At 45.1% G+C, this 22,700-nt stretch carries 23 protein-coding genes; 20 read left to right on the top strand and 3 right to left on the bottom strand.

The features are described 5' to 3' along the window. Positions 1–219 (bottom strand): IS630 transposase-related protein (locus tag STRDD11_RS08360; RefSeq protein WP_128837105.1); only part of this gene is annotated, 219 nt, incomplete at its 3' end. 496 nt (positions 220–715) lie between these two features. Here STRDD11_RS08360 and STRDD11_RS08355 point away from each other — a divergent pair. From STRDD11_RS08355 to STRDD11_RS08275, 18 genes are all read left to right on the top strand, one after another. After that, entirely contained in the window at positions 716–856 is a 141-nt protein-coding gene (locus STRDD11_RS08355) for a hypothetical protein (protein WP_002897970.1), read from the top strand. A 265-nt stretch (positions 857–1,121) separates the two neighbouring features. Further along, positions 1,122–2,702 (top strand): ATP-binding cassette domain-containing protein, encoded by a 1,581-nt coding sequence (locus STRDD11_RS08350; RefSeq protein ID WP_128836943.1) that lies wholly within the window; start codon positions 1,122–1,124, stop codon positions 2,700–2,702. A 14-nt stretch (positions 2,703–2,716) separates the two neighbouring features. Beyond that, positions 2,717–3,202, top strand: coding sequence for a hypothetical protein (locus STRDD11_RS08345; RefSeq protein ID WP_002897967.1), 486 nt, complete (start codon positions 2,717–2,719; stop codon positions 3,200–3,202). A gap of 171 nt (positions 3,203–3,373) precedes the next feature. Further along, positions 3,374–4,561 (top strand): serine hydrolase domain-containing protein, encoded by a 1,188-nt coding sequence (locus STRDD11_RS08340; protein WP_346962589.1) that lies wholly within the window; start codon positions 3,374–3,376, stop codon positions 4,559–4,561. Between the two features lie 163 nt (positions 4,562–4,724). Then, positions 4,725–5,171, top strand: coding sequence for a hypothetical protein (locus STRDD11_RS14935; protein ID WP_346962588.1), 447 nt, complete (start codon positions 4,725–4,727; stop codon positions 5,169–5,171). 42 nt (positions 5,172–5,213) lie between these two features. Further along, positions 5,214–6,026 carry a CPBP family intramembrane glutamic endopeptidase gene (locus STRDD11_RS08335; protein ID WP_346962590.1) on the top strand — a complete coding sequence of 271 codons (813 nt, stop codon included), beginning with the start codon at positions 5,214–5,216 and terminating at the stop codon, positions 6,024–6,026. A 128-nt stretch (positions 6,027–6,154) separates the two neighbouring features. Then, a complete protein-coding gene (locus STRDD11_RS08330; RefSeq protein ID WP_002897963.1) occupies positions 6,155–7,063 on the top strand; it encodes a CPBP family intramembrane glutamic endopeptidase in 909 nt (302 codons plus the stop codon). 202 nt (positions 7,064–7,265) lie between these two features. Further along, entirely contained in the window at positions 7,266–7,553 is a 288-nt protein-coding gene (locus tag STRDD11_RS08325; RefSeq protein ID WP_002897962.1) for an autorepressor SdpR family transcription factor, read from the top strand. Next, entirely contained in the window at positions 7,531–8,040 is a 510-nt protein-coding gene (locus STRDD11_RS08320; RefSeq protein ID WP_002915640.1) for an SdpI family protein, read from the top strand. Before STRDD11_RS08325 ends, STRDD11_RS08320 begins: the two co-directional genes overlap by 23 nt. A gap of 182 nt (positions 8,041–8,222) precedes the next feature. Next, positions 8,223–9,011, top strand: coding sequence for a YhfC family intramembrane metalloprotease (locus tag STRDD11_RS08315; RefSeq protein ID WP_128836942.1), 789 nt, complete (start codon positions 8,223–8,225; stop codon positions 9,009–9,011). Further along, on the top strand, positions 8,989–9,270 hold the full coding sequence (locus STRDD11_RS08310; protein WP_128836941.1) for an autorepressor SdpR family transcription factor: 282 nt from the start codon (positions 8,989–8,991) through the stop codon (positions 9,268–9,270). The genes STRDD11_RS08315 and STRDD11_RS08310 overlap by 23 nt, the downstream gene beginning before the upstream one ends. Next, positions 9,257–9,751 (top strand): SdpI family protein, encoded by a 495-nt coding sequence (locus STRDD11_RS08305; RefSeq protein ID WP_128836940.1) that lies wholly within the window; start codon positions 9,257–9,259, stop codon positions 9,749–9,751. Before STRDD11_RS08310 ends, STRDD11_RS08305 begins: the two co-directional genes overlap by 14 nt. A 442-nt stretch (positions 9,752–10,193) precedes the next feature. Continuing rightward, positions 10,194–10,880 (top strand): Crp/Fnr family transcriptional regulator, encoded by a 687-nt coding sequence (locus STRDD11_RS08300; protein WP_128836939.1) that lies wholly within the window; start codon positions 10,194–10,196, stop codon positions 10,878–10,880. Positions 10,881–11,162: 282 nt separating this feature from the next. Next, positions 11,163–12,392, top strand: a complete 1,230-nt coding sequence (gene arcA, locus STRDD11_RS08295) for an arginine deiminase (RefSeq protein WP_128836938.1) — start codon at positions 11,163–11,165, stop codon at positions 12,390–12,392. Positions 12,393–12,629: 237 nt separating this feature from the next. Beyond that, complete coding sequence (argF, locus tag STRDD11_RS08290) at positions 12,630–13,646, top strand: ornithine carbamoyltransferase (protein WP_128836937.1); 1,017 nt, start codon at positions 12,630–12,632, stop codon at positions 13,644–13,646. 300 nt (positions 13,647–13,946) lie between these two features. Continuing rightward, positions 13,947–14,894: a carbamate kinase gene (gene arcC, locus STRDD11_RS08285; protein ID WP_128836936.1), complete on the top strand. Its 948-nt coding sequence runs from the start codon at positions 13,947–13,949 to the stop codon at positions 14,892–14,894. Between the two features lie 397 nt (positions 14,895–15,291). Continuing rightward, on the top strand, positions 15,292–16,803 hold the full coding sequence (locus STRDD11_RS08280; protein ID WP_128836935.1) for a YfcC family protein: 1,512 nt from the start codon (positions 15,292–15,294) through the stop codon (positions 16,801–16,803). A 20-nt stretch (positions 16,804–16,823) separates the two neighbouring features. Further along, the gene (locus tag STRDD11_RS08275; protein ID WP_128836934.1) at positions 16,824–18,158 is read left to right on the top strand and encodes a dipeptidase; all 1,335 of its coding nucleotides are present in this window, start codon (positions 16,824–16,826) and stop codon (positions 18,156–18,158) included. 310 nt (positions 18,159–18,468) lie between these two features. Here STRDD11_RS08275 and STRDD11_RS08270 read toward each other — a convergent pair whose 3' ends face one another. Both STRDD11_RS08270 and queA read right to left on the bottom strand, forming a co-directional pair. After that, positions 18,469–18,939, bottom strand: a complete 471-nt coding sequence (locus tag STRDD11_RS08270; protein WP_128836933.1) for an arginine repressor — start codon at positions 18,937–18,939, stop codon at positions 18,469–18,471. Between the two features lie 16 nt (positions 18,940–18,955). After that, complete coding sequence (gene queA, locus STRDD11_RS08265; RefSeq protein ID WP_128837104.1) at positions 18,956–19,984, bottom strand: tRNA preQ1(34) S-adenosylmethionine ribosyltransferase-isomerase QueA; 1,029 nt, start codon at positions 19,982–19,984, stop codon at positions 18,956–18,958. Positions 19,985–20,355: 371 nt separating this feature from the next. On the opposite strand from queA, the gene STRDD11_RS08260 reads away from it, so the two are divergent. Further along, entirely contained in the window at positions 20,356–21,063 is a 708-nt protein-coding gene (locus tag STRDD11_RS08260; protein WP_128836932.1) for a glucosamine-6-phosphate deaminase, read from the top strand. A 150-nt stretch (positions 21,064–21,213) separates the two neighbouring features. Then, positions 21,214–22,530, top strand: coding sequence for a DUF1958 domain-containing protein (locus STRDD11_RS08255; RefSeq protein ID WP_164828453.1), 1,317 nt, complete (start codon positions 21,214–21,216; stop codon positions 22,528–22,530). The last annotated feature ends 170 nt before the right edge of the window (positions 22,531–22,700 follow it).

Here is a 22,700-nt window from a genome sequence, read left to right as displayed (position 1 = left end):
AGGATGAGCTTCTACGAATGCTGTGAGTTCATCTAAGGGGATTTTCCTGCTTTTAGCTACCCGTTTTTTCCGCTCTAAGTGTCCCAGCTCACGCTGCTGCTTTTCCCAAGTATATAGAGTATTTGTACTGATATTAAATATTTTTGCAGTTTCTTGACGGGTATGGCCTTCCTGGACATAGGCAAGAACTCGTTTTCGAAAATCAATTCCATATGACATATAACTAGTATAACATATACTGGTTATAAACTAAAAGACTATAATAGGCCTTTTTAACGTTCTCATCTTGAATCAGCATGCGATTTTCCTTTCTTTTCTTTCATTATTATAAAGCAAAATCAGCCAGACCTCTACCGAAAAATGAACAAGTAATATCGAGTCGATTAGTATTTAGAAAAATTCCAAAATAGACTTGACAATTTAGGAACAGAGGTTTATAATTTTATTTAGAAAATAATCTAAATACTTGTCAGCTCCTCGTGTACGAGAAGTAAAAGAAGGAAAAATTATTTGCTTAAACAGGTTAATTATTTTTTTGATTGCTATTTAGAAAAAAACCAAAATACCTCTTGCTTTTTTGAAAGAGAAGTGTTACAATCTATTTAGAAGATGTTCTAATTACTTCATTCTGCTCTGTTTAATTAGTCACTGAGCAATTTTTTATAAAAGCTATTTAGAAAAAATTCTAAATTTCTCTACTCAAAAAGGAGGAAAAATGAAGAAAGCAAGAAACTCAATCCTACTAACCGTAGTAGGTCTAGTGACGGGTCTATCCATTTGGCTGGCTGTTTTTTCCTGGGTGCTCTATAAAAATAAGGACGACCTGCAAAAAATATCCAATCAAAAACATTTTTAAATACAAAATAGGCAATCTAGTTTTTCTAGACTAGATTTTTTAATCCAGAGTATTTAGAAACAAATCGAAATACCTAAGAAGGATTAGATTGCTTCGTTTCGTACTCTTTATTTAGAAAATTTTCTAAATAGATAGATAAAGGAGAAAAGATGAAAAGAGGATTACTTTTATTGCTTATAGGCTTGCTCACGGTTTTATCCGTCTGCTGGGCAATCCCGTCTTGGATCGTTTTCAAAAATAGACGAAAATTGGAAGGAAAAATTAAATGTTGAAAGAAATTTTACGGAAATACCGCGCTTCTTATCTGGGTGCGACTATCTTTAGCATTGGAGCAACGATTTTTATCACTTTGTTTTCTTTGCAGCTGGGAGTTGTTGTGGACAGTGCGCAGAAGGCTCATTCTAACTTGCTTGGACAATTCTTTATCTGCCTTTTTTGCACTTGTGCTTGGTCTCTTTGCAGCTTGCTGGCTATTTGGTTCAAGAACAATCATAATAAGCAAGTCTTGGAAGAAGTCAAAACGAGGCTTTTCCATTCTTTTTATGACAAGAATTTGCATGACAAGGCTTCCGAGCAGGAAAATAGCTATCTCAACACAACGACCAAGAATATGGATATTTACCAAGAGAATTACTTGACCCCGCGCTGTGATATTGTGGCTGCCTTTTCTTCAGTTTTTATCAGTACACTGGCTATTTTTTGGATTGAATGGCGCATGGCTCTGGGCTTTATTCTCATTTCTTTTTTGACCATGGCTGCGTCACAAATTCCAGGGATATTGATGCGCAAGGCGACAGCGAATTTCACTCAGAAAAGCAATTACTTTTTGAAGCAAGTCACCAATTTTTTGGAAGGCTTTGAGCAAATCAAACTTTTGCAAATCCAAAAAAGGGTGGTTGAGCACCTGTCTAGCAGCAACAGCGACTTTGAGCAAGCCAGAAAAAGCTATAATGCGGCTAAGGAGGGCGCTGTGACTCTGATGATGTTCTTTAGCTTTCTGTCTCAGATATTTTGTATGTCTCTGGGGATTTGGTTTGTCAGCCAAGGGTCTCTGACCATTGGGGCTTTGATTGCCAGTGTTCAGCTTTTGAACTTTGTCTTCACTCCTTTGCAGCTTTTTATCAATAACAAAAATCTCATGAGCACGGTCAAGGATATTGAGAATGATTTTGATGCTAAGTTGGCTAAGAAAGAAGCGGAGCCCGCTCAAAATCTGACCGAAACGATTGATCGGATTGATTTTGAACATCTCGGTCTGGAGTTGGGCGACAAGGCTCTCTTTCAGGATTTTTCTTATCAGTTTGCCAAGGACAAGCACTATGCTATTATCGGCGAGTCTGGTCGGGGCAAGTCGACCTTGATGAAGCTCTTGCTCAATTATTTTGATAGCAAGGACTACGCTGGTCAAATCATGGTCAATGGTCAAGCGGTCAGCCAGCTAGCAAGCGACAGTCTCTATCAGAAAATCGCCTTTATCCAAAAGAATGACTTTTTTATCAAGGGAAGTGTGGCGGACAATATCGCGCTATACAGAGATATAAATGCACCTGACCAAACTTTCTTGTACCAAAGTCTGCATTTTAATGAGGCTTTCTTGAGCAAGAAGCTGGATTTGGAGCGGCAGGAAGTTTCCTATGGTGAAAAGCAGCGGATTGATTTGGCGCGTTTCTTGGTTAAGGATTATGATGTGCTGATTTTTGATGAGCCGACCAGTAATCTTGACCCGAGCTTGGCGGCGGAAGTCATGGACTATATCTTGTCCATCAAGGACCGCATTGTTATCGTTATTACTCATAATCAAGGCAGGGCACTCTTAGACCGCTTTGATGACTGTCTGGAATTATAAAAGGAGGAAAGAAAATGAAATTAAAATGGAAAGAATTAGTGGCAAGCCTAATCGTTATTTGGCTACCGCTTATCTACGCTTTGTCAATCTATGCAGACCTACCTCAGCTAATCAGAGGGCATTTGCCCTATAGCGGTCTAGGCATGCCCAAGCAAGTCTTTATCTGGTTTCTGCCAGTTCTCTTGAGTGTAATTCAACTGATTGTTTGCTACACGACGACTATTAAAGAGATTATCGACAAGCAATTTGTCCATTTCCTTTACTGGCTGGTTCCCTTTATCAATGCCGTAGTTTATATCAGCGTTCTTCTTTATGGGCTCAATCCGGCTTTTCCGGTATTTAAGGTCAATGGGATTATGTCTGCAATCATCCTTAATGCTGTCAGCTACTTCCTCACGAGAAAAATAGTGGCAGACCAAGAGCCGGCTCCACGCGTTTTAGCTTATATCTTCGGAGGAGTTGGCTCAATCCTGTTTCTGGTCAGCCTCTTCCTCTTTTAAAATAGCAATCTGATAGGAAAGGAGAAAATCATGTTTCATATTTTTACTTTTGTTAAAATGCTTTTATTCTTTATCTTTGGCTGGATCTGGCTCCTTCTCGGTCTACTCAGTTTACTCTTTCTTTTCCTTTTTAAGTGAAGGAAATATAGAAAATAATGATTGGAGATCATCATGAAATCATCATTTTTGAAAAGCACTGTGGCGCTGGTAACGTGTGGCTTGCTAGCTTTTGGAGCAGCCCACGCTTACGCCGACCAGCAAAAATTGCCGTCAGGCACGTCTTACGACCAAATCGGTCAGAAGATTGAAAATTACTACCAAGAACACGAAAAAACCAGCGCAGGACTGGCAACAACGGTCTTTGACAAAGACGGCAATACTCTCTATCAAAAGAACTTCGGCTATACGGACAAGGAAAAGAAGCTAGCGGTGGATGACAAGTCGGTCTTCGAGTGGGGTTCAACCACCAAAATCACCGTCTGGGTCAGCGTCATGCAGCTTTGGGAGGAGGGCAAGATTGACCTGAAAACGGACATCAGGGAGTATCTGCCCCAAAATCTCCTAAAAAATCTCAAATACGACAAGCCCATTACCATGCTGGACCTCATGAACCACCAAGCGGGCTTTGAAGATTACCCTTTGTATATAGGCTCCGACAAGGATTTAGGAGCATTGATGAAAAAAACTCCGTCTCAGATTTATGAGCCGGGGACGGTGACATCCTATTCAAACTATGGAACAGCGCTGGCGGGCTATATCGTGGAGCGCATTAGCGGGCAATCCTTTGCCGACTATGTCCACGAGCATATTTTCCAGCCCTTGGGTATGAAACACACCGCACTCAAACCTGATTTATCAGATAATGTATTTGTACAAAAACAGCGGGAGAAGGAGAAAACTTATGATACAAATGGAGACTTACTAAAAGGCGACCAACCCTTTGTTCTTGGAGAATATCCAGCGGGGCGGGCAACAGGAACATTTGCCGACATCAAGAAATTTGCCCAAGCCCTCCTGCAAAAGGAGAAGCTCTTTAAAAGGGCAGAGACTTGGGAGAATTTTTACAGCGCTAGCCATACTTATCCGGGTACAGATATTCCCGTCAATGCTCACGGACTTTGGGTGACGGAGTTTGAAAACACCAGAACTTTTGGGCACGGGGGAAACTCACCAGGCTTTACGACCAGCCTCTTGCTTGATTTGAAGTCAGGGATTGGCTCAGTCGTTACAGTCAATCAAAGAAATGAGTTTCATTTCGCTCTTAGCATGCCTGACCTCATTTACGGTAAGAAAAAGAAGCCTCAAAGGCAGCTCAAAAGGACTTTCAAGCTGGTTTTACCGCGAAGCGCGTATTTATAGTGGAGGTCCCCTATCTATATTTAGGGTTTTCAAGTCGACTAGCTATCTAACTAACCCTTCTGAAAATGCGGCTATCAAAGACTATTTTGGTTTTTGGACGGCAGGAGAAAGAGGAGGGCACTATATTCTGAACCTGCCTATTTCAGATAGGACAAAGCTGCCCTTGTTGGATGTTATCAAAGATTATGGTAGTTTATTACTCGCTGGGCTTGCCGCACTGTATGTCGCCCTTTGCTATCTCAGCGGTATTTTGGCAAAATTGTATCGTTTGCTCACTAGGAAAAACAAGGGAACAGGTTCGGTTGTCTGGTCTAGTTGGCATTATCTGACTGGCTTCCTTATTCTTTGGGCTTTTCGTAATTTGTTCTCATTTTTCTCAATTATTCTCGCGAAAAATTCTTTCGATCTCGCTGGTTTGACGGGGCATTTCCAACTGTTTGCCTTGCTTGCTGTGGTCTTGCTGATTAGTGCTTTTCTTCCCTATCTGCCCTTCTTCAAAGCGAGGTTGAAGCAAGGGAATAAGTACCTCACGCTAGCAACTAGCTCCGTCGCTTTTATCATCGCTTTTAATATTTTCTATTGGTCGCTATACCAATGGTGGACTTTATAATTTTACAAATGACAGAAAGGAGCATTTTATATGTAAAACACAATTTCAACTTCAACCATTAAAAGGTTTCTAGCATGGGCGTTTGGGCTCGCTTGGCCAGGTATGCTAGTCATAGCTTACTTTTATGCGATCAATCAGAAACTTGTCGGTAACATTTTATCCGCAAGTGTGGTAATGTTCGCCCCTATGGTGGCTGCTTTTTTGGCTAAAGCTCCTGTAAAGTCTATCGGCTGGAAATTGAAGCTCGCCAGTAAATGGCGCGATTACCTAGCCTGCTGGTTAGCCATTTGTAGCATTGTACTTGGCGGCGCACTTGTCTATTTTGCTGTCTTTCCGCAGCATTTGGCTTTTGCCCTGAACCCACAAGTCGCCCTTCAAATTTTAATGATTCTTACGGTCTTAACTCTAGCCATCAGTCTTTCTGGCTTGGGCGAGGAAGTTGGCTGGCGGGGTATTCTCTATCCTTATTTGAAAGAGCGCTACGGACGGACTAAGGGACGCATCATTGGTGGTCTCATCTGGGCTATTTGGCATTTTCCTGTCAATATGATTGGAGCAGGGACGCTGGGTGAGCGTTTCTTAAATTTAATTCCCTATTATATCATGGCTATTTCTTTTGGGATTATCCTTAATATTTACTATGTACGTAGCAAAACCATTTGGCTGCCAGCCTTTGGACATGGGGTCATTGATGCCGTTGCCATGATAACTACCGTTTCCACTGTTAGTGGGGTAGAAACGTTTAAATTCCTTGGTCCTGGTCCAACTGGACTTTTTAGCGCTCTCATTGCTCTTGTCATTGCCGTTTGGCTGACCAAGCGCGAAGAGAGAGAAAGTCAGCAGGGGATTTCTTAATCTTTTTTAGGTGATTTTTCTACCACTTACTAGCGCAATCTAACCACTTACCAAAAAGAGCTTGATTTGGTGTACTTCTTTTGTTAGGATAAGGGTGAAGGGGAAAATACACCTTAAGGAGGTCACACATGACACATACTTATCAAAAGACAGCCCATCGCTCTAGTCTGGAAATCTTGCAAGAAGAAGCAGGGGCAAAAAATTGGTGGCTGAGCCTGCCACTGGCTTTTCTTGCGATTGCTGCGGGAAGCCTCATCAGCGGAGCTTTGTCCCAATGGCTCTTGCTGCCGAGCATGACGGACGCCAATCGCTTACTGATAGGCATCGTTTCTTTATCCGTCTTTTTAGGTAGCAGTTTACTCATCATTCTCTTCGTCGCTAAATTTTGGGAGCGGCGCAGCCTTGCCAGTTTTGGACTTTGGAAGGAAAAATTAGGGTTCAATCTGCTGCTTGGTACAGCACTGGGTTTCTTCTTAGTCCTTCTGGCTGTGGGCTTCAATCTGCTCGGCGGACAGCTCCACATTCAAGTCGAAAAGCAGTTCAATCTAGGAATTTGGCTCTTTTTCCTGGTCAATTTCTTCTTTCAGGCGCTGGCTGAAGAGATGATTTACCGCGGCTTTGTCATGAACAAACTCCGCACCAAGCTGGACTTGCTACCGGCTGTCCTGCTCAACTCCCTGCTCTTTGCGGTTATCCACATTTTTAAAGGTGGAACGCCCGTCCTTTATATCCTCAATGTCTTTCTGACCGGGATTTTCCTTTCCCTCCTTTTTGCACTGACGGACAATCTCTGGCTGGTCATAGCGCTGCATGCGGCTAATAACATGATTTATCTAGGTGTCTTTGGAGTGATTGGGACGGGCAACAATCTCCAGCACGGTAGTTTCTTACAGACGACTTTGACCAGTCAAGCCAACAGTTTCTTAGCAGGAACGCCAAGCGAACCTCTATCAGGCGGGCTGATAGCAGTCATCGTTATGGCGCTGGCTGCTCTTCTCACCGCCTATCTAGCCAAGAAAAAGCAAGTGTTTAGCTAAGCCCTCCTTGTCTTTTATCCTCAAAAACAGTATAATGGAGAAAAGAATTTGAAAGTTCTCTAAATAGTTTTAGGAGGATTGCTGGCAGAAAATCTTGTCCGTTTGAGTAGCGCCTTGCTTACATTTGTAGGAGCCATGACTTATCTAGAGCTAGTTGCTTTGTTTGTCCTTAGCTAGAAATCAATTTTAAGAGGTATCAAAATTGGGAATTAGTGAAACCATGAAAGCCCTAGCTGATCCAGTTCGGCGGGAAATATTAGAAATATTAAAAAAAGGTCCTAAGTCGGCTGGTGAAATCGCTCAAGTCTTCGATTTGACGGGAGCGACGGTATCCTACCATTTGTCCCAGTTGAAAAAAGCGGGGCTCATCTATGAAGAACGGCAGAAAAATTACATTTACTACCATTTAGATGCCACGGTTTTTGAGGAAATTTTGGTCTGGATTGCCGCGCTAGGAGGGAAAAATAATGAAAACGAAACTGAGAAATAACCTTAGGGAATTGCTGCTGACTTTCTTGGTTATTTGGCTGCCACTTGCTTATGCCTTATGGATTTATCCTAGTTTGCCAGAGAATATTAGGATCAATTTCGTGTCGCTGATTAGCCCGACATTTGAGTATGCACCCAAATTTCTCTTTATCTGGGGTCTGCCAATCTTTATGACTTTGATACAGCTGATTGTTTATGGGGCAACGGCTTACCGAGAAATCACCAAGCCCGCTTTTGCCCGCTTCGTCCTTTGGATTGTTCCTTTGACCCATATTGCTGTCTATCTTTCCATTCTGTTCTATGCTCTTGATTCCCACTTCAACATTAATAAAATTGCAGCGATTTTTTCGGGGGTAATGTTTCTAATTTCTGGAAATTATATGCCTAAGAAAATGGTGGTGGAAGAAAAACCAGCGCCGCGTTGGCTAGCCTACCTCTTTATCCTGGTCGGATTGACAGCCGTACTAGTGGGACTCTTTCTTTTGTAAATTAAGTGAAAACAAAGTGCACAGATTGTGCGCTTTTGTTTAGAGCCGTTTTTTATTGCAGTAGAGCTTGATGATTTTTAGATTGAAGTTATTTAGAAAAAAATTCGAAATAGATTTGATAGAAAGAAAGGAAAGATGTATAATCTATTTAGAAAAAACCAAAACAGTTTAGGAGAAAAACGATGATTTCCATTCATATCTTGATTGCTATGCTGCTGATTTTAGGGACAGTCCTTGTTCCTTTGGTTTATTTTAAAAAGACCAAGCACATTTCTCTATTAGTCTTTCTTTTAGGGGGAGTCGGTTTTTATTTATCGAGTCAAGTTCTGGAAAATATTTTGCATCGTATCGTTTTACAGCCTCAGGCTGATGGAACTATCGCTTTGCAGACGGAAAAACCTTGGCTATATGTTCTTTATGGTATTGCTGCGGCAGCTATCTTTGAAGAAACAGCCCGCTGGGTCATCTTTTACTGGCTGCAAAAGAAGCGGCCGCTGACTTTCCGCGATGGTCTGGCCTATGGCTTGGGGCATGGTGGTATTGAGGCTTTGTTTGTTGGTATTGTCAGTCTCTTAAACTTTTGGGTTATAGCTCAGGTAGTGACTCAGGGGAATGCCCAGACGCTGGCTCAAATTCCTCAAGCAGTTATTGACAATGTCCGCTCCATGAGCGCTGGCAGCATCTATCTTTTGGCTTTTGAGCGAATCTTGGCTATTCTCATCCAAATTTTGCTGACTTTCTGGGTTTGGAAGGCGGTCAAGGAGAAGGCTCCGGTATATTTTTTAGCTGCGCTGGGACTTCACGCCCTGATTGACTTAGCGCCTGCTCTAGCTCAGGTAGGCTTTCTTCCGCCACTGGCTGTTGAGGCTCTGCTCTTAGTAGAAGTAGTGGCACTAGTCTTTCTGACCAAGAAAATTTTGAAAGTTTACCTGAAGGAAAGGTTCAATCATGGGCATCAGTCAAACGCTTAAAGCTCTAGCTGACCCAGTTCGAAGGGGGATTCTGGAAATGCTCAAGCACGGTCCTAAGTCGGCTGGGGAGATTGCCCAGGCTTTTGAACTGACACCGGCGACCGTCTCCTATCACCTGTCTCAGCTCAAAAAAGCCGGTTTGCTGACCGAAGAAAAGCAGAAGAATTATATTTACTACAGTCTGGATGTCACCGTTTTTGAAGAAATCCTAGTCTGGTTCCAGTCTCTGGGAGGAGGAAAAGGAAATGAAAAAATATAGCCTAATTGAATTTATCTGCAGTCTGACTCTCTTACTGCTGCCGGCCCTCTATGGCTTTTCGGTCTCCAGCCGGCTGCCCCAAGTCATGTCCAGCCGTTTTGATCTGGCTGGTAATGTGACGACCTACATGGATAAGCATCTCTTTTTGATCCTCATCCCTCTGTTTATGCTGGCGGCCCAGCTGCTTGTTTTTGGGGCCAGTATTGCCAAGCCCTTGCTCAATAAAAACTTTGAGCTCCTCATCCGCTGGATCATCCCGCTTATCAATCTCATCATTTATCCGGCGACCATCTACCGCAATCTCCATCAGGGCTTTCCTATGACCAAGCTGGCCTTTCTGTCCATCGGTCTGCTCTTGGTGGTTCTGGGCAATTACCTGCCGAAGAAAGTCCAGGCAGACAGAGAGCCCCTGCCCCGCAAGCTGGCCTATGCTGTCATGGGAGCGGGGCTGGTTCTCTTTGCAGCAGGACTCTTTATCTAATTTAGGCCATGAATCGCAATCAAACTCGTCAGGAGCAGACAGGCTGGCAGTAGCTATTCATCCTGTCAGGAGAAATCCCACAGGACTTTCTCTCACTCCTGCACTAATCTAGCAGTATTGAAAATAACTGTTTCTATACTGCCAAAGTCGGAGCTAGCTGCTCCAATAGTCCATGGACTTTGGAGGCGGTGAATAAAACTTCCAACAGGAAGTGTCCGCTGTACGAGAGCAGGGCTGAAAGCGGCGGGACAGACTCAGCTTCTTCGATTGCTAAAGAGTATAGAGAGGCTTGCTTTTGATTTTCCAAGAGTCTCGTCATCAAAAGGCTGGTCTGGGACTGGCTTTTTACTTGAGTCTTCATGCAGTGTAATTCTTTTTCTTGTCAGTCTTTTTGTGATATAATCATATCAAGTATCAAACAAAAAGAACAACAAGGATGATTATGATTAATAAGGAGCATTATCACTACATTCGGCAGCACCAGGCCTTTGCCAATCTGCCGGTAGAGCTTTTTGATAAGTTGGCTGTGGAGATTCAGTATCGCAGGATTCCAAAGGGGCAGATTATCTTTTTTGCCGGAGACCGGCGGGAGCGGCTTTTTCTCTTGTATCAAGGCTATGTGCGGATTGAGCAGTATGATTCGACAGACACATTTTCCTATATGGACTATGTCAAAAAAGGCAGTGTCTTTCCCTATGGCGGTATGTTTTTTGATGAGCGCTATCATTATACGGCCAGTGCTGTGACCAATGTGGAATATTTCAGTCTTCCCATCGATTTATTTGAGGCCTACTCCAAGCAGAGTGTCAGCCAGCTGCTTTTTATCACCAAGCGCCTGTCGCAGATTTTAGAATTTCAGGAACTGCGGCTGCGCAATGTGGTATCGGCCAGTGCAACGGAGCGCGTGGTTCAGTCCCTGTCCATTCTCTGCATGGATCTGTGCCAAGAGAGCGGCCGCCTGCCTTTTCCGATCAGTATGAAGGAGCTGGCTAAGCTAGGAGCTACGACTAGGGAAACGGTCAATCAGGTCCTGAAAAAACTGCGGGATGACGGCCGGATTGATTATGAGCATAAACTGCTGACTTTTAAAGACAAAGATTTTTTCATGAAATATTTCAGAGGAAGCTGATTTGCTTCTTTTTTTTGGACAGATAAATTCAAAATGTTCTAATATTAACCATTTATCAACTTTTTTCAAAAAAATAAATATTGATAAAAATAATATAATGTATAAAATATCCAAAGAAACCGCTTTAAAAAAGAATATTATAGAATATTTGTCGTAAAAAAGCAAAGGATTTGGCATTTATAGTGTAAGATTTTTCTTGAAAGCGTTATCGGCAAATGCTAGAATAATATATGTAAACGGGAAAGGGGAGACCTGAACCGCAAAGAAAAAGGAGGACAGTAGATGTCTACACATCCCATTCATGTTTTCTCAGAAATCGGAAAACTGAAAAAAGTTATGTTGCACCGTCCCGGCAAAGAGCTGGAAAACTTGCTGCCGGACTATCTCGAACGTCTTCTTTTTGACGATATTCCATTTTTGGAAGATGCCCAAAAAGAACACGATGCTTTTGCCCAAGCGCTTCGCGATGAAGGAGTAGAAGTTCTTTATCTTGAAAAACTGGCTGCTGAGTCACTGACTTCACCGGAAATCCGTGACCAATTCATCGAAGAATACCTTGATGAAGCCAATATTCGCGGCCGCGAAACCAAGAAAGCCATTCGCGAACTGCTCCGTGGCATTGAAGACAATCTTGAATTGGTCGAAAAAACCATGGCCGGCGTTCAGAAAGTAGAACTTCCTGAGATTCCGGAAGAAGCAAAAGGTCTGACCGACTTGGTCGAATCAGATTATCCATTTGCGATCGATCCAATGCCAAACCTTTATTTCACCCGCGACCCATTTGCAACGATTGGTAATGCTGTATCGCTCAACCATATGTTTGCAGATACTCGCAACCGCGAAACGCTTTACGGCAAGTACATCTTCAAATACCACCCAGTATATGGCGGCAATGTGGACCTTGTCTACAACCGTGAAGAAGATACGCGTATCGAAGGCGGAGATGAGCTGGTTCTTTCCAAAGATGTTTTGGCAGTTGGTATCTCTCAGCGTACGGATGCCGCTTCTATTGAAAAACTCTTGGTCAACATCTTCAAGAAAAATGTTGGCTTCAAGAAAGTATTGGCCTTTGAATTTGCCAATAACCGCAAATTCATGCATCTGGACACTGTCTTCACTATGGTTGACTATGACAAGTTTACCATTCACCCAGAAATCGAAGGCGATCTGCGGGTCTACTCTGTTACTTATGTAGACGAAAAACTGAAGATTGTGGAAGAAAAAGGCGATTTGGCTGAACTCTTGGCAGCAAACCTTGGTGTAGAAAAAGTTCACCTCATCCGCTGCGGCGGCGGAAATATCGTAGCTGCTGCACGGGAACAATGGAACGATGGATCTAATACCCTGACCATCGCACCGGGTGTGGTAGTGGTTTATGACCGCAACACTGTGACCAACAAGATTTTGGAAGAATACGGGCTTCGCTTGATTAAGATCCGCGGAAGTGAATTGGTTCGCGGTCGTGGTGGACCTCGTTGTATGTCTATGCCGTTTGAACGTGAAGAAATCTAATTGCTAATCAGTACAGCCTGCCCTGCAGTCAAGGCTTAGCTGAGACAGGTATCCTGTCCTGCTCTTCTATTTTAAATTCAACTGCCATTCGCCCGCTTTGCTCTCTTGCAGTGCAGCCTGCGGGTCATTGTCCAGTCTGTATTTGAGATAGATTGAGTATCTGGCTGAGCCTTTGGGCAGACTGGGACTTAGCAGCTTCATGATAAAACCCAATGTTTAGAAAGAGGAAATGATAGAATGACAGATTCAGTATTCCAAGGACGCAGCTTCTTGGCAGAAAAAGACTTTAGCCGTGCAGAGTTAGAATACCTTATTGGCCTTTCAGCTCATTTGAAACGCCTGAAAAAGGAAAATATTGAGCACCGTTACCTTGCTGGTAAAAACATTGCTCTTTTGTTTGAAAAGACTTCTACTCGTACGCGTGCAGCCTTCACAACAGCAGCCATCGACCTTGGAGCTCACCCAGAATATCTGGGCGCAAACGACATTCAGTTAGGTAAAAAAGAATCTACTGAAGATACTGCTAAGGTATTGGGCCGTATGTTTGACGGTATCGAATTCCGCGGCTTCAGCCAACGCATGGTAGAAGAATTGGCAGAATTCTCAGGTGTACCGGTATGGAACGGTCTGACAGACGAATGGCACCCAACTCAAATGCTGGCTGACTACCTGACTGTTCAGGAAAACTTCGGCCGTCTGGAAGGATTGACACTGGTTTACTGCGGTGATGGACGCAATAACGTTGCCAACAGCCTTTTGGTAACAGGTGCTATCCTTGGGGTCAATGTGCATATCTTCTCACCAAAAGAACTCTTCCCAGAAAAAGAAATCGTTGAATTGGCTCAAGGATTTGCCAAAGAAAGCGGTGCTCGTGTGCTGATTACAGAAGACGCTGACGAAGCAGTCAAAGGCGCTGATGTACTCTACACAGACGTTTGGGTATCCATGGGTGAAGAAGACAAATTTGCAGAACGCGTTGCCCTCTTGAAACCTTATCAAGTCAATATGGATTTGATTAAGAAAGCGGACAATGAAGACCTGATCTTCCTGCACTGTCTGCCTGCTTTCCATGACACCAACACTGTCTATGGGAAAGATGTTGCTGAAAAATTCGGCGTAGAAGAAATGGAAGTGACTGACGAAGTCTTCCGCAGCAAATATGCTCGTCACTTTGACCAAGCTGAAAACCGCATGCACACCATCAAAGCGGTAATGGCAGCAACCTTAGGCAACCTTTACATTCCAAAAGTGTAACCTGCTGCTCAAAGGAACTAAATTCCTAAGAGCACTACCAATATAAGAAACCGTCTACCAACAGCTATGAGGGCTGCGACTATAGCTTAGTCCAGTCCTCATTTTTATTTAGAAATAGAGATGGTACTCATTGAAAATCAAGGGCTAAGAAAGAGACAAGAGCAGGGCCGCTGGCCAGCAAAGCGGGGGAGTCTGTCCCAGTCTCTTAGGCTGCAGATACGACATCCCTTAGGCTATGTCAAAAGCGCCGTCTTTGATTTTCAAAAGCAGAAGCCATCAATTGGCACCAAAGGAGAATATATGTCAAATCGTAAAATCGTAGTAGCATTGGGAGGAAATGCCATCCTTTCATCAGATCCGTCAGCTAAGGCTCAGCAAGAGGCCTTGGTCGAAACTGCTAAACACCTTGTGAAATTAATCAAAAACGGTGATGATTTGATTATCACCCACGGCAACGGCCCGCAGGTCGGCAATCTCCTGCTGCAGCACTTGGCAGCAGATTCTGAGAAGAACCCTGCCTTTCCGCTGGACTCACTCGTTGCCATGACAGAAGGCAGCATTGGCTTCTGGCTGCAAAATGCCCTGCAAAATGCCCTGCTGGAAGAAGGCATTGACAAGGATGTAGCTTCTGTTGTGACACAAGTAGTGGTGGATAAAAATGACCCAGCTTTCACCAATCTCAGCAAGCCAATCGGTCCTTTCTATTCAGAAGAAGAAGCCAAAGCAGAAGCTGAAAAGAGCGGTGCTACTTTCAAGGAAGATGCCGGCCGCGGCTGGAGAAAAGTCGTTGCTTCACCAAAACCAGTGGACATCAAGGAAATTGAAACCATCCGTACCCTGCTCCATGCCGGCCAAGTGGTCGTAGCAGCAGGCGGCGGCGGTATCCCTGTCATCAAAGAAGAAAATGGCCATCTGACTGGTGTAGAAGCAGTTATTGACAAGGACTTTGCTTCTCAGCGTCTGGCTGAACTGGTCGAGGCTGACCTCTTTATCGTCCTGACCGGTGTAGACTATGTCTTTGTCAACTACAATAAGCCGAATCAGGAAAAACTGGAGCATGTCAATGTTGCTCAATTGGAAGAATATATCAAGCAAGATCAATTCGCTCCAGGCAGCATGCTTCCAAAAGTAGAAGCAGCGATTGCCTTTGTCAACGGCCGTCCGGAAGGCAAAGCGGTCATCACATCGCTGGAAAATCTGGGCGCTCTCATTGAGTCCGAAAGCGGAACGATTATTGAAAAAGGCTAGAAGCAGATTTTTTTGCTCCCTGGCCACTGTTTATCTGTTTCTGTATTTTCAGGGAAAGCCTCTGTCCTATTATAGTCATTTAGTTTGCTTTTAATAGCGGGAGTGGGAAAGAACTCCAAACAAATCAAAGAGTTTGCCTTATTCCTCTGGACTGTTAGAGCAGACCAAGCTAACGGCGCAAAAAAAGACAAACTAAATGGCCAAACCATTCGTTTTCCTTCTATCCTACCTAAGATGGAAAGCTTTTCCTGAAAATTTTTCTTTATTTTCAAAAAACAGTAGTTTTTTGAATATTAATATGGTAAAATAAGTATAAGAAGAAAACGTTTTCCTGTTTGCTCATGCAGGGAGACAGTAGGTTTTAGACCTCGTGAAAACATTTAGGAGGAAAAAACAAATGAGTGAAAAAGCAAAAAAAGGGTTTAAGATGCCTTCATCTTATACCGTCTTGATTCTCATCATTGCCATAATGGCAATCTTGACTTGGATTATCCCAGCGGGTGCCTTTGTAGAAGGTGTTTACCAAAAACAAGCGCAGAATCCGCAGGGGATTTGGGATGTACTCATGGCGCCTATTCGGGCCATGCTGGGGACCAACCCAGAAGAAGGTTCGCTGATCAAAGCGACCAGCGCAGCGATTGATGTATCCTTCTTCATTCTCATGGTCGGCGGTTTCCTGGGCGTTGTCAATGAAACAGGCGCTCTTGATGTAGGAATCGCCTCTATCGTGAAGAAATACAAGGGCCGTGAAAAGATGCTGATCATCGTCCTGATGCCGCTCTTTGCCCTTGGCGGTACCACCTATGGTATGGGTGAGGAAACCATGGCCTTCTACCCGCTTTTGGTACCGGTGATGATGGCAGTTGGTTTTGACAGCCTGACCGGGGTAGCCATTATCCTGCTTGGATCGCAAATCGGCTGCTTGGCCTCTACCCTCAATCCGTTTGCGACCGGTATCGCATCCGCAACAGCCGGAGTCGGTACGGGTGATGGGATTATCCTGCGCTTGATTTTCTGGTTTGTCATGACCGTTCTCAGCACATGGTTTGTCTACCGCTATGCGGATAAGATTCAGAAAGATCCGACCAAGTCACTGGTTTACAGCACCCGTGAGGAAGATTTGAAGCACTTTAACGTTGAAACTTCTTCAGCTGTGGAGTCAACGCTGAGCAAAAAACAAAGAATCGTCTTGGTGCTCTTCATTTTGACCTTTGTCCTTATGGTCTTGAGTTTCATTCCTTGGACAGACCTTGGCATTACGATTTTTAAAGACTTTAATACTTGGCTGACCGGTCTTCCTGTTCTGGGCAAGATTATCGGATCCTCTACCTCAGCGCTTGGCACCTGGTACTTCCCAGAAGGTGCGATGCTCTTTGCCTTCATGGGCGTGCTGATTGGTATCGTCTATGGTCTCAAGGAAGACAAGATTATCTCTGCCTTTATGAACGGTGCAGCTGACCTGCTCAGTGTGGCGCTGATTGTAGCCATTGCCCGCGGTATCCAAGTCATCATGAATGACGGTATGATTACCGATACCATCCTCAACTGGGGCAAACAAGGCCTGAGCGGTCTGTCATCACAAGTCTTTATCGTTCTGACTTATATCTTCTACCTGCCAATGTCCTTCCTTATTCCATCATCATCTGGTCTGGCCAGTGCGACGATGGGGATTATGGCGCCGCTGGGAGAGTTTGTCAATGTTAAGCCAAGTTTGATTATCACGGCTTACCAATCCGCTTCAGGCGTGCTCAATCTGGTGGCTCCGACCTCCGGTATCGTGATGGGAGCGCTGGCTCTTGGCCGCATTAATATCGGCACTTGGTGGAAATTTGTCGGCAAGCTGGTTGTTGGAATCATTGTTATCAGTATCCTGCTCCTGCTTTTGGGCACTTTCCTGCCATTCTTATAAGCCGACAGTGAGGTGATTCCATGAAAAATGTTGTGACAGAAAAGATGAAAGAAGATTTTCTTGAATCTTTGAAAACCCTCATTTCCTATCCTTCTGTACTGAATGAAGGTCAAAATGGAACACCTTTTGGACAGGCAATCCAAGATGTCCTGGAAAAAACTTTAGAGATTTGCCGAGAGTTGGGATTTACCACTTATCTCGACCCTAAAGGTTATTACGGATATGCAGAAATCGGTCAGGGAGCTCAGCTCCTGGCCGTTCTCTGTCATTTGGATGTTGTTCCATCAGGTGATGAGGCAGACTGGCGGACACCGCCCTTTGAAGCCACCGTCAAGGATGGCTGGATTTTTGGCCGCGGTGTTCAGGATGACAAGGGACCGTCGCTGGCTGCTCTTTATGCGGTGAAAGCTCTGGTGGATGCCGGAGTGGAGTTTAAAAAGCGGGTCCGCTTTATCTTTGGGACGGACGAAGAGACGCTCTGGCGCTGTATGGGGAGATACAATGAATTGGAAGAAAAAGCAACGCTTGGTTTCGCTCCAGACTCTTCCTTCCCTTTGACCTACGCTGAAAAAGGTCTTTTACAGGTCAAGCTGCATGGACCAGGTTCTGATCTTACCAAGCTTGAGGCTGGTGCTGCTTTTAATGTCGTACCAGCAAAAGCTAGCTATCAGGGGCCTTTCTTGGAGAAAGTGATTGCAGGACTAAGAGCAACAGGCTTTGAATACGAAGTATCAGCTAATCAGGTGACGGTTCTTGGGGTTCCAAAACATGCTAAAGATGCTGCTGAAGGGGTTAATGCAATTGTTCGACTGGCTAAAGTCCTCCAAGTTCTCGCTCCCCACCCTGCTTTAGCTTTTATTGCTGAAGCTGTAGGAGAAGATGCAACAGGAGCCCACTTGTTTGGTCCGGTTTCAGATGAGCCGTCAGGAAATTTATCTTTTAATATTGCGGGATTGACAGTCAGTCCTGAAGAATCAGAAATCCGAATTGATATTCGCATTCCTGTTTTAGCAGATAAAGAAAAATTAGTTCAAACACTGACAAACAAGGCGTCAGATTATCGTTTGGTTTATGAGGAGTTTGATTATCTAGCACCCTTATATGTGCCAAAAGACAGTGAGCTGGTCAGCACCTTGATGTCCATTTATCAGGAAAAGACCGGAGATCAGAGTCCGGCCATGTCTTCAGGCGGAGCGACCTTTGCCCGCACGATGCCCAACTGTGTCGCTTTCGGTGCTCTCTTCCCGGGCGCTGAGCAGACAGAGCATCAGGCCAATGAGCGTGCTTCTCTAGAAGATCTGTATCGGGCTATGGATATTTATGCTGAAGCTGTCTGGCGCTTGGCAGGCCGCTAAAGACCTGAGAGACAGTCAGAATCCCCTTACCGGGAAATTGGATCTATCTGTCAGGGTTGCAAAACCTGCTGGCGCTGAAGGTGTCATTTCCTTTATCTTTTCTTGCTTTGTTAGCTGAAGCAGTCCGAGCCTAGAAATAGAAAAGCGAGGTGAGGAGGCTGGGGATAACGAGCCTTGGACAAAAGGGGTTCAAAAAGCAACAACAGAGCCGTTTGCCTGTGTGCCCACCGCTTAAGGTCAACTGACTCAGCATACGGTTTCCGAACAAGTCTGCTATAGAAAAAACTGAGGCAAGATGTTGTCTCAGTTTTCATTTGCTAAAGAAAAATGGGGGCGTAAATTCTTTGAGTTTTTCAAAGCAGTCCAGAGCTCCCTGCTTGTCCTCGCAGATGATGAGGCAGACATCATCCCCGCAGACGGTGGCGACGATTTGCGGCAGCTCCAGCGCGTCCAGAATGGCACCGAAGGATTGGGCCAGACCGGGCAGGGTTTTCATGACGACCTGATTTTGAACCGGCCGCAGCATGACCAGAGCATCTTCCATATAGAAGCGCAGCCGCTTTTCCCAGCGGGAGGGAGCGATGCTGTTGATGACGTAGTAGGATGTATCGTTTTCATTGACCTTGACCAGATTGAGGGATTTCATATCGCGGGACAGGGTGGACTGAGTGACGATGACGCCGTTGGCTTCCAGGAGCTCCTGCAGTTCCTGCTGGGTATGGACCTTCTTCTCCATGATCAGGGAGCGGATCAGACGATGTCTGCTTTCGATTTTATTCATAACATTCACCTTTTTATTATTTGATAAACATGGCATCGCCAAAACTGAAGAAGCGATAGTGCTCAGCAATGGCATGCTCATAAGCTTCAAGCGTTAAGGAGCGTCCGGCAAAGGCGGAGACCAGCATGACCAGAGTAGACTTGGGCAGGTGGAAGTTGGTCGAAAAGGCATCAACAATTTTCCAGTCATAGCCCGGCTTGATAAAGATATTGGTCCAGCCCGAATCGGCCCGGATTTCTCCGCCAAACTTGCTGCCGATGCTTTCCAGAGTACGGATCGAGGTGGTCCCTACCGCAATGATGCGTCCGCCCTGAGCCTTGACCTGCCGCAGGCTTTCGGCGGCTTCCTCAGACAGGCTGTAGAATTCCGAGTGCATCTCATGCTCCTCCAGATTGTCTGCAGATACCGGCCGGAAGGTTCCCAGCCCCACATGCAGGGTCAGATAGATCAGCTTTACACCCTTGGCAGCAATTTTCTCCAGCAGCTCTTCTGTGAAATGAAGGCCAGCCGTCGGGGCAGCAGCGGAGCCATTTTCCCTGGCATAAACGGTCTGGTAGCGTTCGCGGTCCTCTAGTTTTTCATGGATATAGGGCGGCAGGGGCATCTCTCCCAGGCTTTCCAGAACTTCCAAAAAAATTCCTTGATAGTCAAAGCGCACGATGCGGCCGCCATGCTCCAGTTCTTCGATAATAGTGGCTGTCAGGCGGCCGTCGCCAAAGCTTATCTTGGCGCCAGCTCTCAGGCGTTTGGCTGGCTTGGCCAGGACCTCCCAGTCGTCGCCCTCTCTATTTTTCAGCAGCAGCAGCTCAGCATGGCCGCCGGTTTCAGGCTTAGTGCCATAGAGGCGGGCCGGCAGGACCCGTGTATTGTTCATGACCAGTGCATCGCCGGGATGGAGCTGGTCGATAATGCTGTCAAAATGCTGGTCAGAAAACTCACCGCTGGCACGGTCTACAATCAGGAGACGCGAGGCATCGCGTTTCTCTAAGGGGGTCTGGGCAATCAATTCCTCAGGCAGGTCAAAGTCAAAATCTGCGGTATTCATCATTTCTCCTTGGCAGTCAGGCTCAGCAAGGCAGCAAGCAAAAAGGGGGCTGTTTGCTCATAAAGCTCCCGGTCTGAACCTTGCTATGGTCTTGTCAGAGGCGGCCCTAGAGGGCTTGCTCATACTCCAACGATGAGAGTTCTCCTCTTCAGACTGTTGCTGCTGACGATGTGTGTATTTACATAGAAAGAGCAATAAAGGCCTGTTTAAAACAAGAACATAGTTTTTGCAAATATGATTCTATTATATCATGATTTCGCTGTAAAATAGTTAGGAAAATGAAAAAATCTGTTCGTTTTACTGCAATTTTTTCTTGACAAAAATTGGTCTATACCATATAATGGAATTAAGAAACAATCAGGAGGAATACGATGAAAATTATTCAAGTTGAACATCAGGCAGAAGGCGGAAAAGTCGCTTTTGAGCTGCTAAAAGATAAGCTGGCTCAGGGAGCAAAAACATTGGGGCTGGCCACAGGCAGCAGTCCGGTAGAATTTTACAAACAGATTGTAGCAAGTGATGTGGACTTTTCGGAGATGACCAGTGTCAATCTAGATGAATATGTCGGTCTGGAAGCAGACAATCCTCAGTCTTACCGCTATTTCATGGACCAGCATCTCTTTTTGCAAAAGCCTTTCAAGGAAAGCTTCCTGCCTAACGGCGTTGCAGCCGATACAGAGGCAGAAGTACAGCGCTACAATCGTATCTTGGCAGAGCATCCGGCTGACCTGCAGATTTTGGGAATTGGTACCAATGGCCATATCGGTTTCAATGAGCCGGGCACCAGCTTTGACAGTTTGGCCCATGTGGTGGACTTGGATCCGTCAACGATTGAGGCCAATGCCCGCTTCTTTGATAAAATTGAAGATGTGCCGACGCAGGCTTATTCAATGGGGATCCGCAACATTCTCAATGCCAAGTCCATCATCCTCTTTGCCTACGGTGCGGCCAAAGCTCGAGCGATTGCCGGAACGGTTAATGGAGAAGTGACAGAAATGCTGCCGGGCAGTGTTCTGCAGCGGCACGATGATGTCGTGATTATAGCAGATAAGGAAGCGCTGAGTTTGGTAGAAGCATAAGTTTTGATTTCCTATCTATTTTTAGGTAGGAATTTTGACATTTATGCTGAATTCTGTCAAAAATATGTTATACTTAGAAGGTAGAATTTTTCTTTGGAGGAACTTGTGAAAAAAGCTCTTTTACTCCTAGGATTACTAGGTTTAAGCCTGATGGCACCTGTGACTGCTGCGGCAGACGAATTGGTAGACATGGCGCAGAAACTGTATCCCAACGACAATGTTCAGGCTATTAACCGCCCTAAGTCATCCTTGATTATCGATGGCAATACGGGCGATGTTCTTTGGCAGGATAACATTGATGAAATTCGCGATCCGGCCAGCATGAGCAAGCTCATGACGCTGTATCTGGTTTTTGAAGCCATTAAAGAAGGGAAAATCAGCGAAGATACAGTTATCACAGCGACTCCTCAGGATCAGGCCATTGCCAGCATCTATGAGATCTCCAATAATAAAATCAGGGCCGGAGTAGACTATACGGTGGCGGAGCTCATTACCATGACGGCGGTGCCTTCCTCCAATGCGACGACTGTCATGCTGGCCAACTATCTCTCTGACAATGATCCGGATGCCTTTTTGGACAGGATGAATGCCAAAGCTCAGGAACTGGGCATGACCAATACCCTGTGGTTCAATGCCAGCGGTGCGGCAGCCGTTTCCTTTAAGGGCTACTACAATCCACAGAACTATGACAACTTCGCCAGCAATCAGACGACTGCCCGTGATTTAGGGATTTTGGCTTACAACTTTGTCAAAAATTATCCGGGGATCCTCAATTATACCAATAAAGCCAAGGTCACTGTCAAGGAAGGCACTGCAAATGAAGAAACCTTTGAGACCTATAACTACTCTCTGCCGGGTGCAAAATACGGCATCGAAGGGGTAGACGGTCTGAAAACGGGCTCTAGCCCTAATGGTGCCTTTAACTACATCGCGACAATCAAGCGTGGCAATCAGCGCATGATTGCGGTGATTATGGGGGTCGGTGACTGGTCAGATCAGGACGGCGAGTATTACCGCCATCCTTTCGGCAATGCCTTGATTGAGAAGGCTTATGCGGACTATGAGTACAAGAAGATGCTTCCTAAGGGAGAGCAGGAAATCAATGGACAGAAGTACAAGCTGCCCGAAGATTTCTATGCGACCGTTAAAAAGGGCAGCAAGCCCAAGCTGAAAGTTGAAAATGATGTGCTCCGATCTGAAAATGAGCTGACAACCCTGTCGGACCATGTTTCCGATGGCATGCAGGTGGAAAAGGTCGAACAGTCCATCACCAAGGCCATCCAAGATGTTGCCAGCGGTAAGAATGAGGGCAAGGCCTGGTATACGCTTTTGATCAGCGACAAGCTGCTGATTCTCCTGCCGGTCGGTATTTTGCTTCTGATTCTTTACTTTGAATACCGCAGCCGCAAGAAACGCGAGGCTATGAAGCAGGCGCGCCGCAGACGCATCGACTGGGAAGAGGAATGATAAGAATCAAAGCTAAGGGACTATGTTTCCGGCCTACAGAAAAAGATAAGTTCTGATGAAGAGCTTATCTTTTTTCTTGTGTTGAGATTTTTTGCTTCATTTCTTAAGATTATCGTTATTTCGTTTATCTTTTATTCCGTCGTTAACTCGCCTTGCTTAACAGTCCGGGG

This window comes from Streptococcus sp. DD11, assembly GCF_001578865.1.
Lineage (GTDB): Bacteria > Bacillota > Bacilli > Lactobacillales > Streptococcaceae > Streptococcus > Streptococcus panodentis.
Note: the sequence above shows the minus strand (reverse complement) of the source record. Positions and strands in the feature narration are given on the sequence as shown.

What these genes read in the sequence shown, in the direction of transcription:
- STRDD11_RS08350 (WP_128836943.1), top strand. Translation starts at nt 1,122, where the DNA reads ATGTTGAAAGAAATTTTACGGAAATACCGCGCTTCTTATCTGGGTGCG.
- arcC (WP_128836936.1), top strand. Translation starts at nt 13,947, where the DNA reads ATGTCAAATCGTAAAATCGTAGTAGCATTGGGAGGAAATGCCATCCTT.
- STRDD11_RS08340 (WP_346962589.1), top strand. Translation starts at nt 3,374, where the DNA reads ATGAAATCATCATTTTTGAAAAGCACTGTGGCGCTGGTAACGTGTGGC.
- STRDD11_RS08280 (WP_128836935.1), top strand. Translation starts at nt 15,292, where the DNA reads ATGAGTGAAAAAGCAAAAAAAGGGTTTAAGATGCCTTCATCTTATACC.
- queA (WP_128837104.1), bottom strand. Translation starts at nt 19,984, where the DNA reads ATGAATACCGCAGATTTTGACTTTGACCTGCCTGAGGAATTGATTGCC.
- STRDD11_RS08300 (WP_128836939.1), top strand. Translation starts at nt 10,194, where the DNA reads ATGATTAATAAGGAGCATTATCACTACATTCGGCAGCACCAGGCCTTT.
- STRDD11_RS08355 (WP_002897970.1), top strand. Translation starts at nt 716, where the DNA reads ATGAAGAAAGCAAGAAACTCAATCCTACTAACCGTAGTAGGTCTAGTG.
- STRDD11_RS08310 (WP_128836941.1), top strand. Translation starts at nt 8,989, where the DNA reads ATGGGCATCAGTCAAACGCTTAAAGCTCTAGCTGACCCAGTTCGAAGG.
- STRDD11_RS08345 (WP_002897967.1), top strand. Translation starts at nt 2,717, where the DNA reads ATGAAATTAAAATGGAAAGAATTAGTGGCAAGCCTAATCGTTATTTGG.
- arcA (WP_128836938.1), top strand. Translation starts at nt 11,163, where the DNA reads ATGTCTACACATCCCATTCATGTTTTCTCAGAAATCGGAAAACTGAAA.
- STRDD11_RS08255 (WP_164828453.1), top strand. Translation starts at nt 21,214, where the DNA reads ATGGCACCTGTGACTGCTGCGGCAGACGAATTGGTAGACATGGCGCAG.
- argF (WP_128836937.1), top strand. Translation starts at nt 12,630, where the DNA reads ATGACAGATTCAGTATTCCAAGGACGCAGCTTCTTGGCAGAAAAAGAC.
- STRDD11_RS08320 (WP_002915640.1), top strand. Translation starts at nt 7,531, where the DNA reads ATGAAAACGAAACTGAGAAATAACCTTAGGGAATTGCTGCTGACTTTC.
- STRDD11_RS08305 (WP_128836940.1), top strand. Translation starts at nt 9,257, where the DNA reads ATGAAAAAATATAGCCTAATTGAATTTATCTGCAGTCTGACTCTCTTA.
- STRDD11_RS08315 (WP_128836942.1), top strand. Translation starts at nt 8,223, where the DNA reads ATGATTTCCATTCATATCTTGATTGCTATGCTGCTGATTTTAGGGACA.
- STRDD11_RS08330 (WP_002897963.1), top strand. Translation starts at nt 6,155, where the DNA reads ATGACACATACTTATCAAAAGACAGCCCATCGCTCTAGTCTGGAAATC.
- STRDD11_RS08260 (WP_128836932.1), top strand. Translation starts at nt 20,356, where the DNA reads ATGAAAATTATTCAAGTTGAACATCAGGCAGAAGGCGGAAAAGTCGCT.
- STRDD11_RS08275 (WP_128836934.1), top strand. Translation starts at nt 16,824, where the DNA reads ATGAAAAATGTTGTGACAGAAAAGATGAAAGAAGATTTTCTTGAATCT.
- STRDD11_RS08270 (WP_128836933.1), bottom strand. Translation starts at nt 18,939, where the DNA reads ATGAATAAAATCGAAAGCAGACATCGTCTGATCCGCTCCCTGATCATG.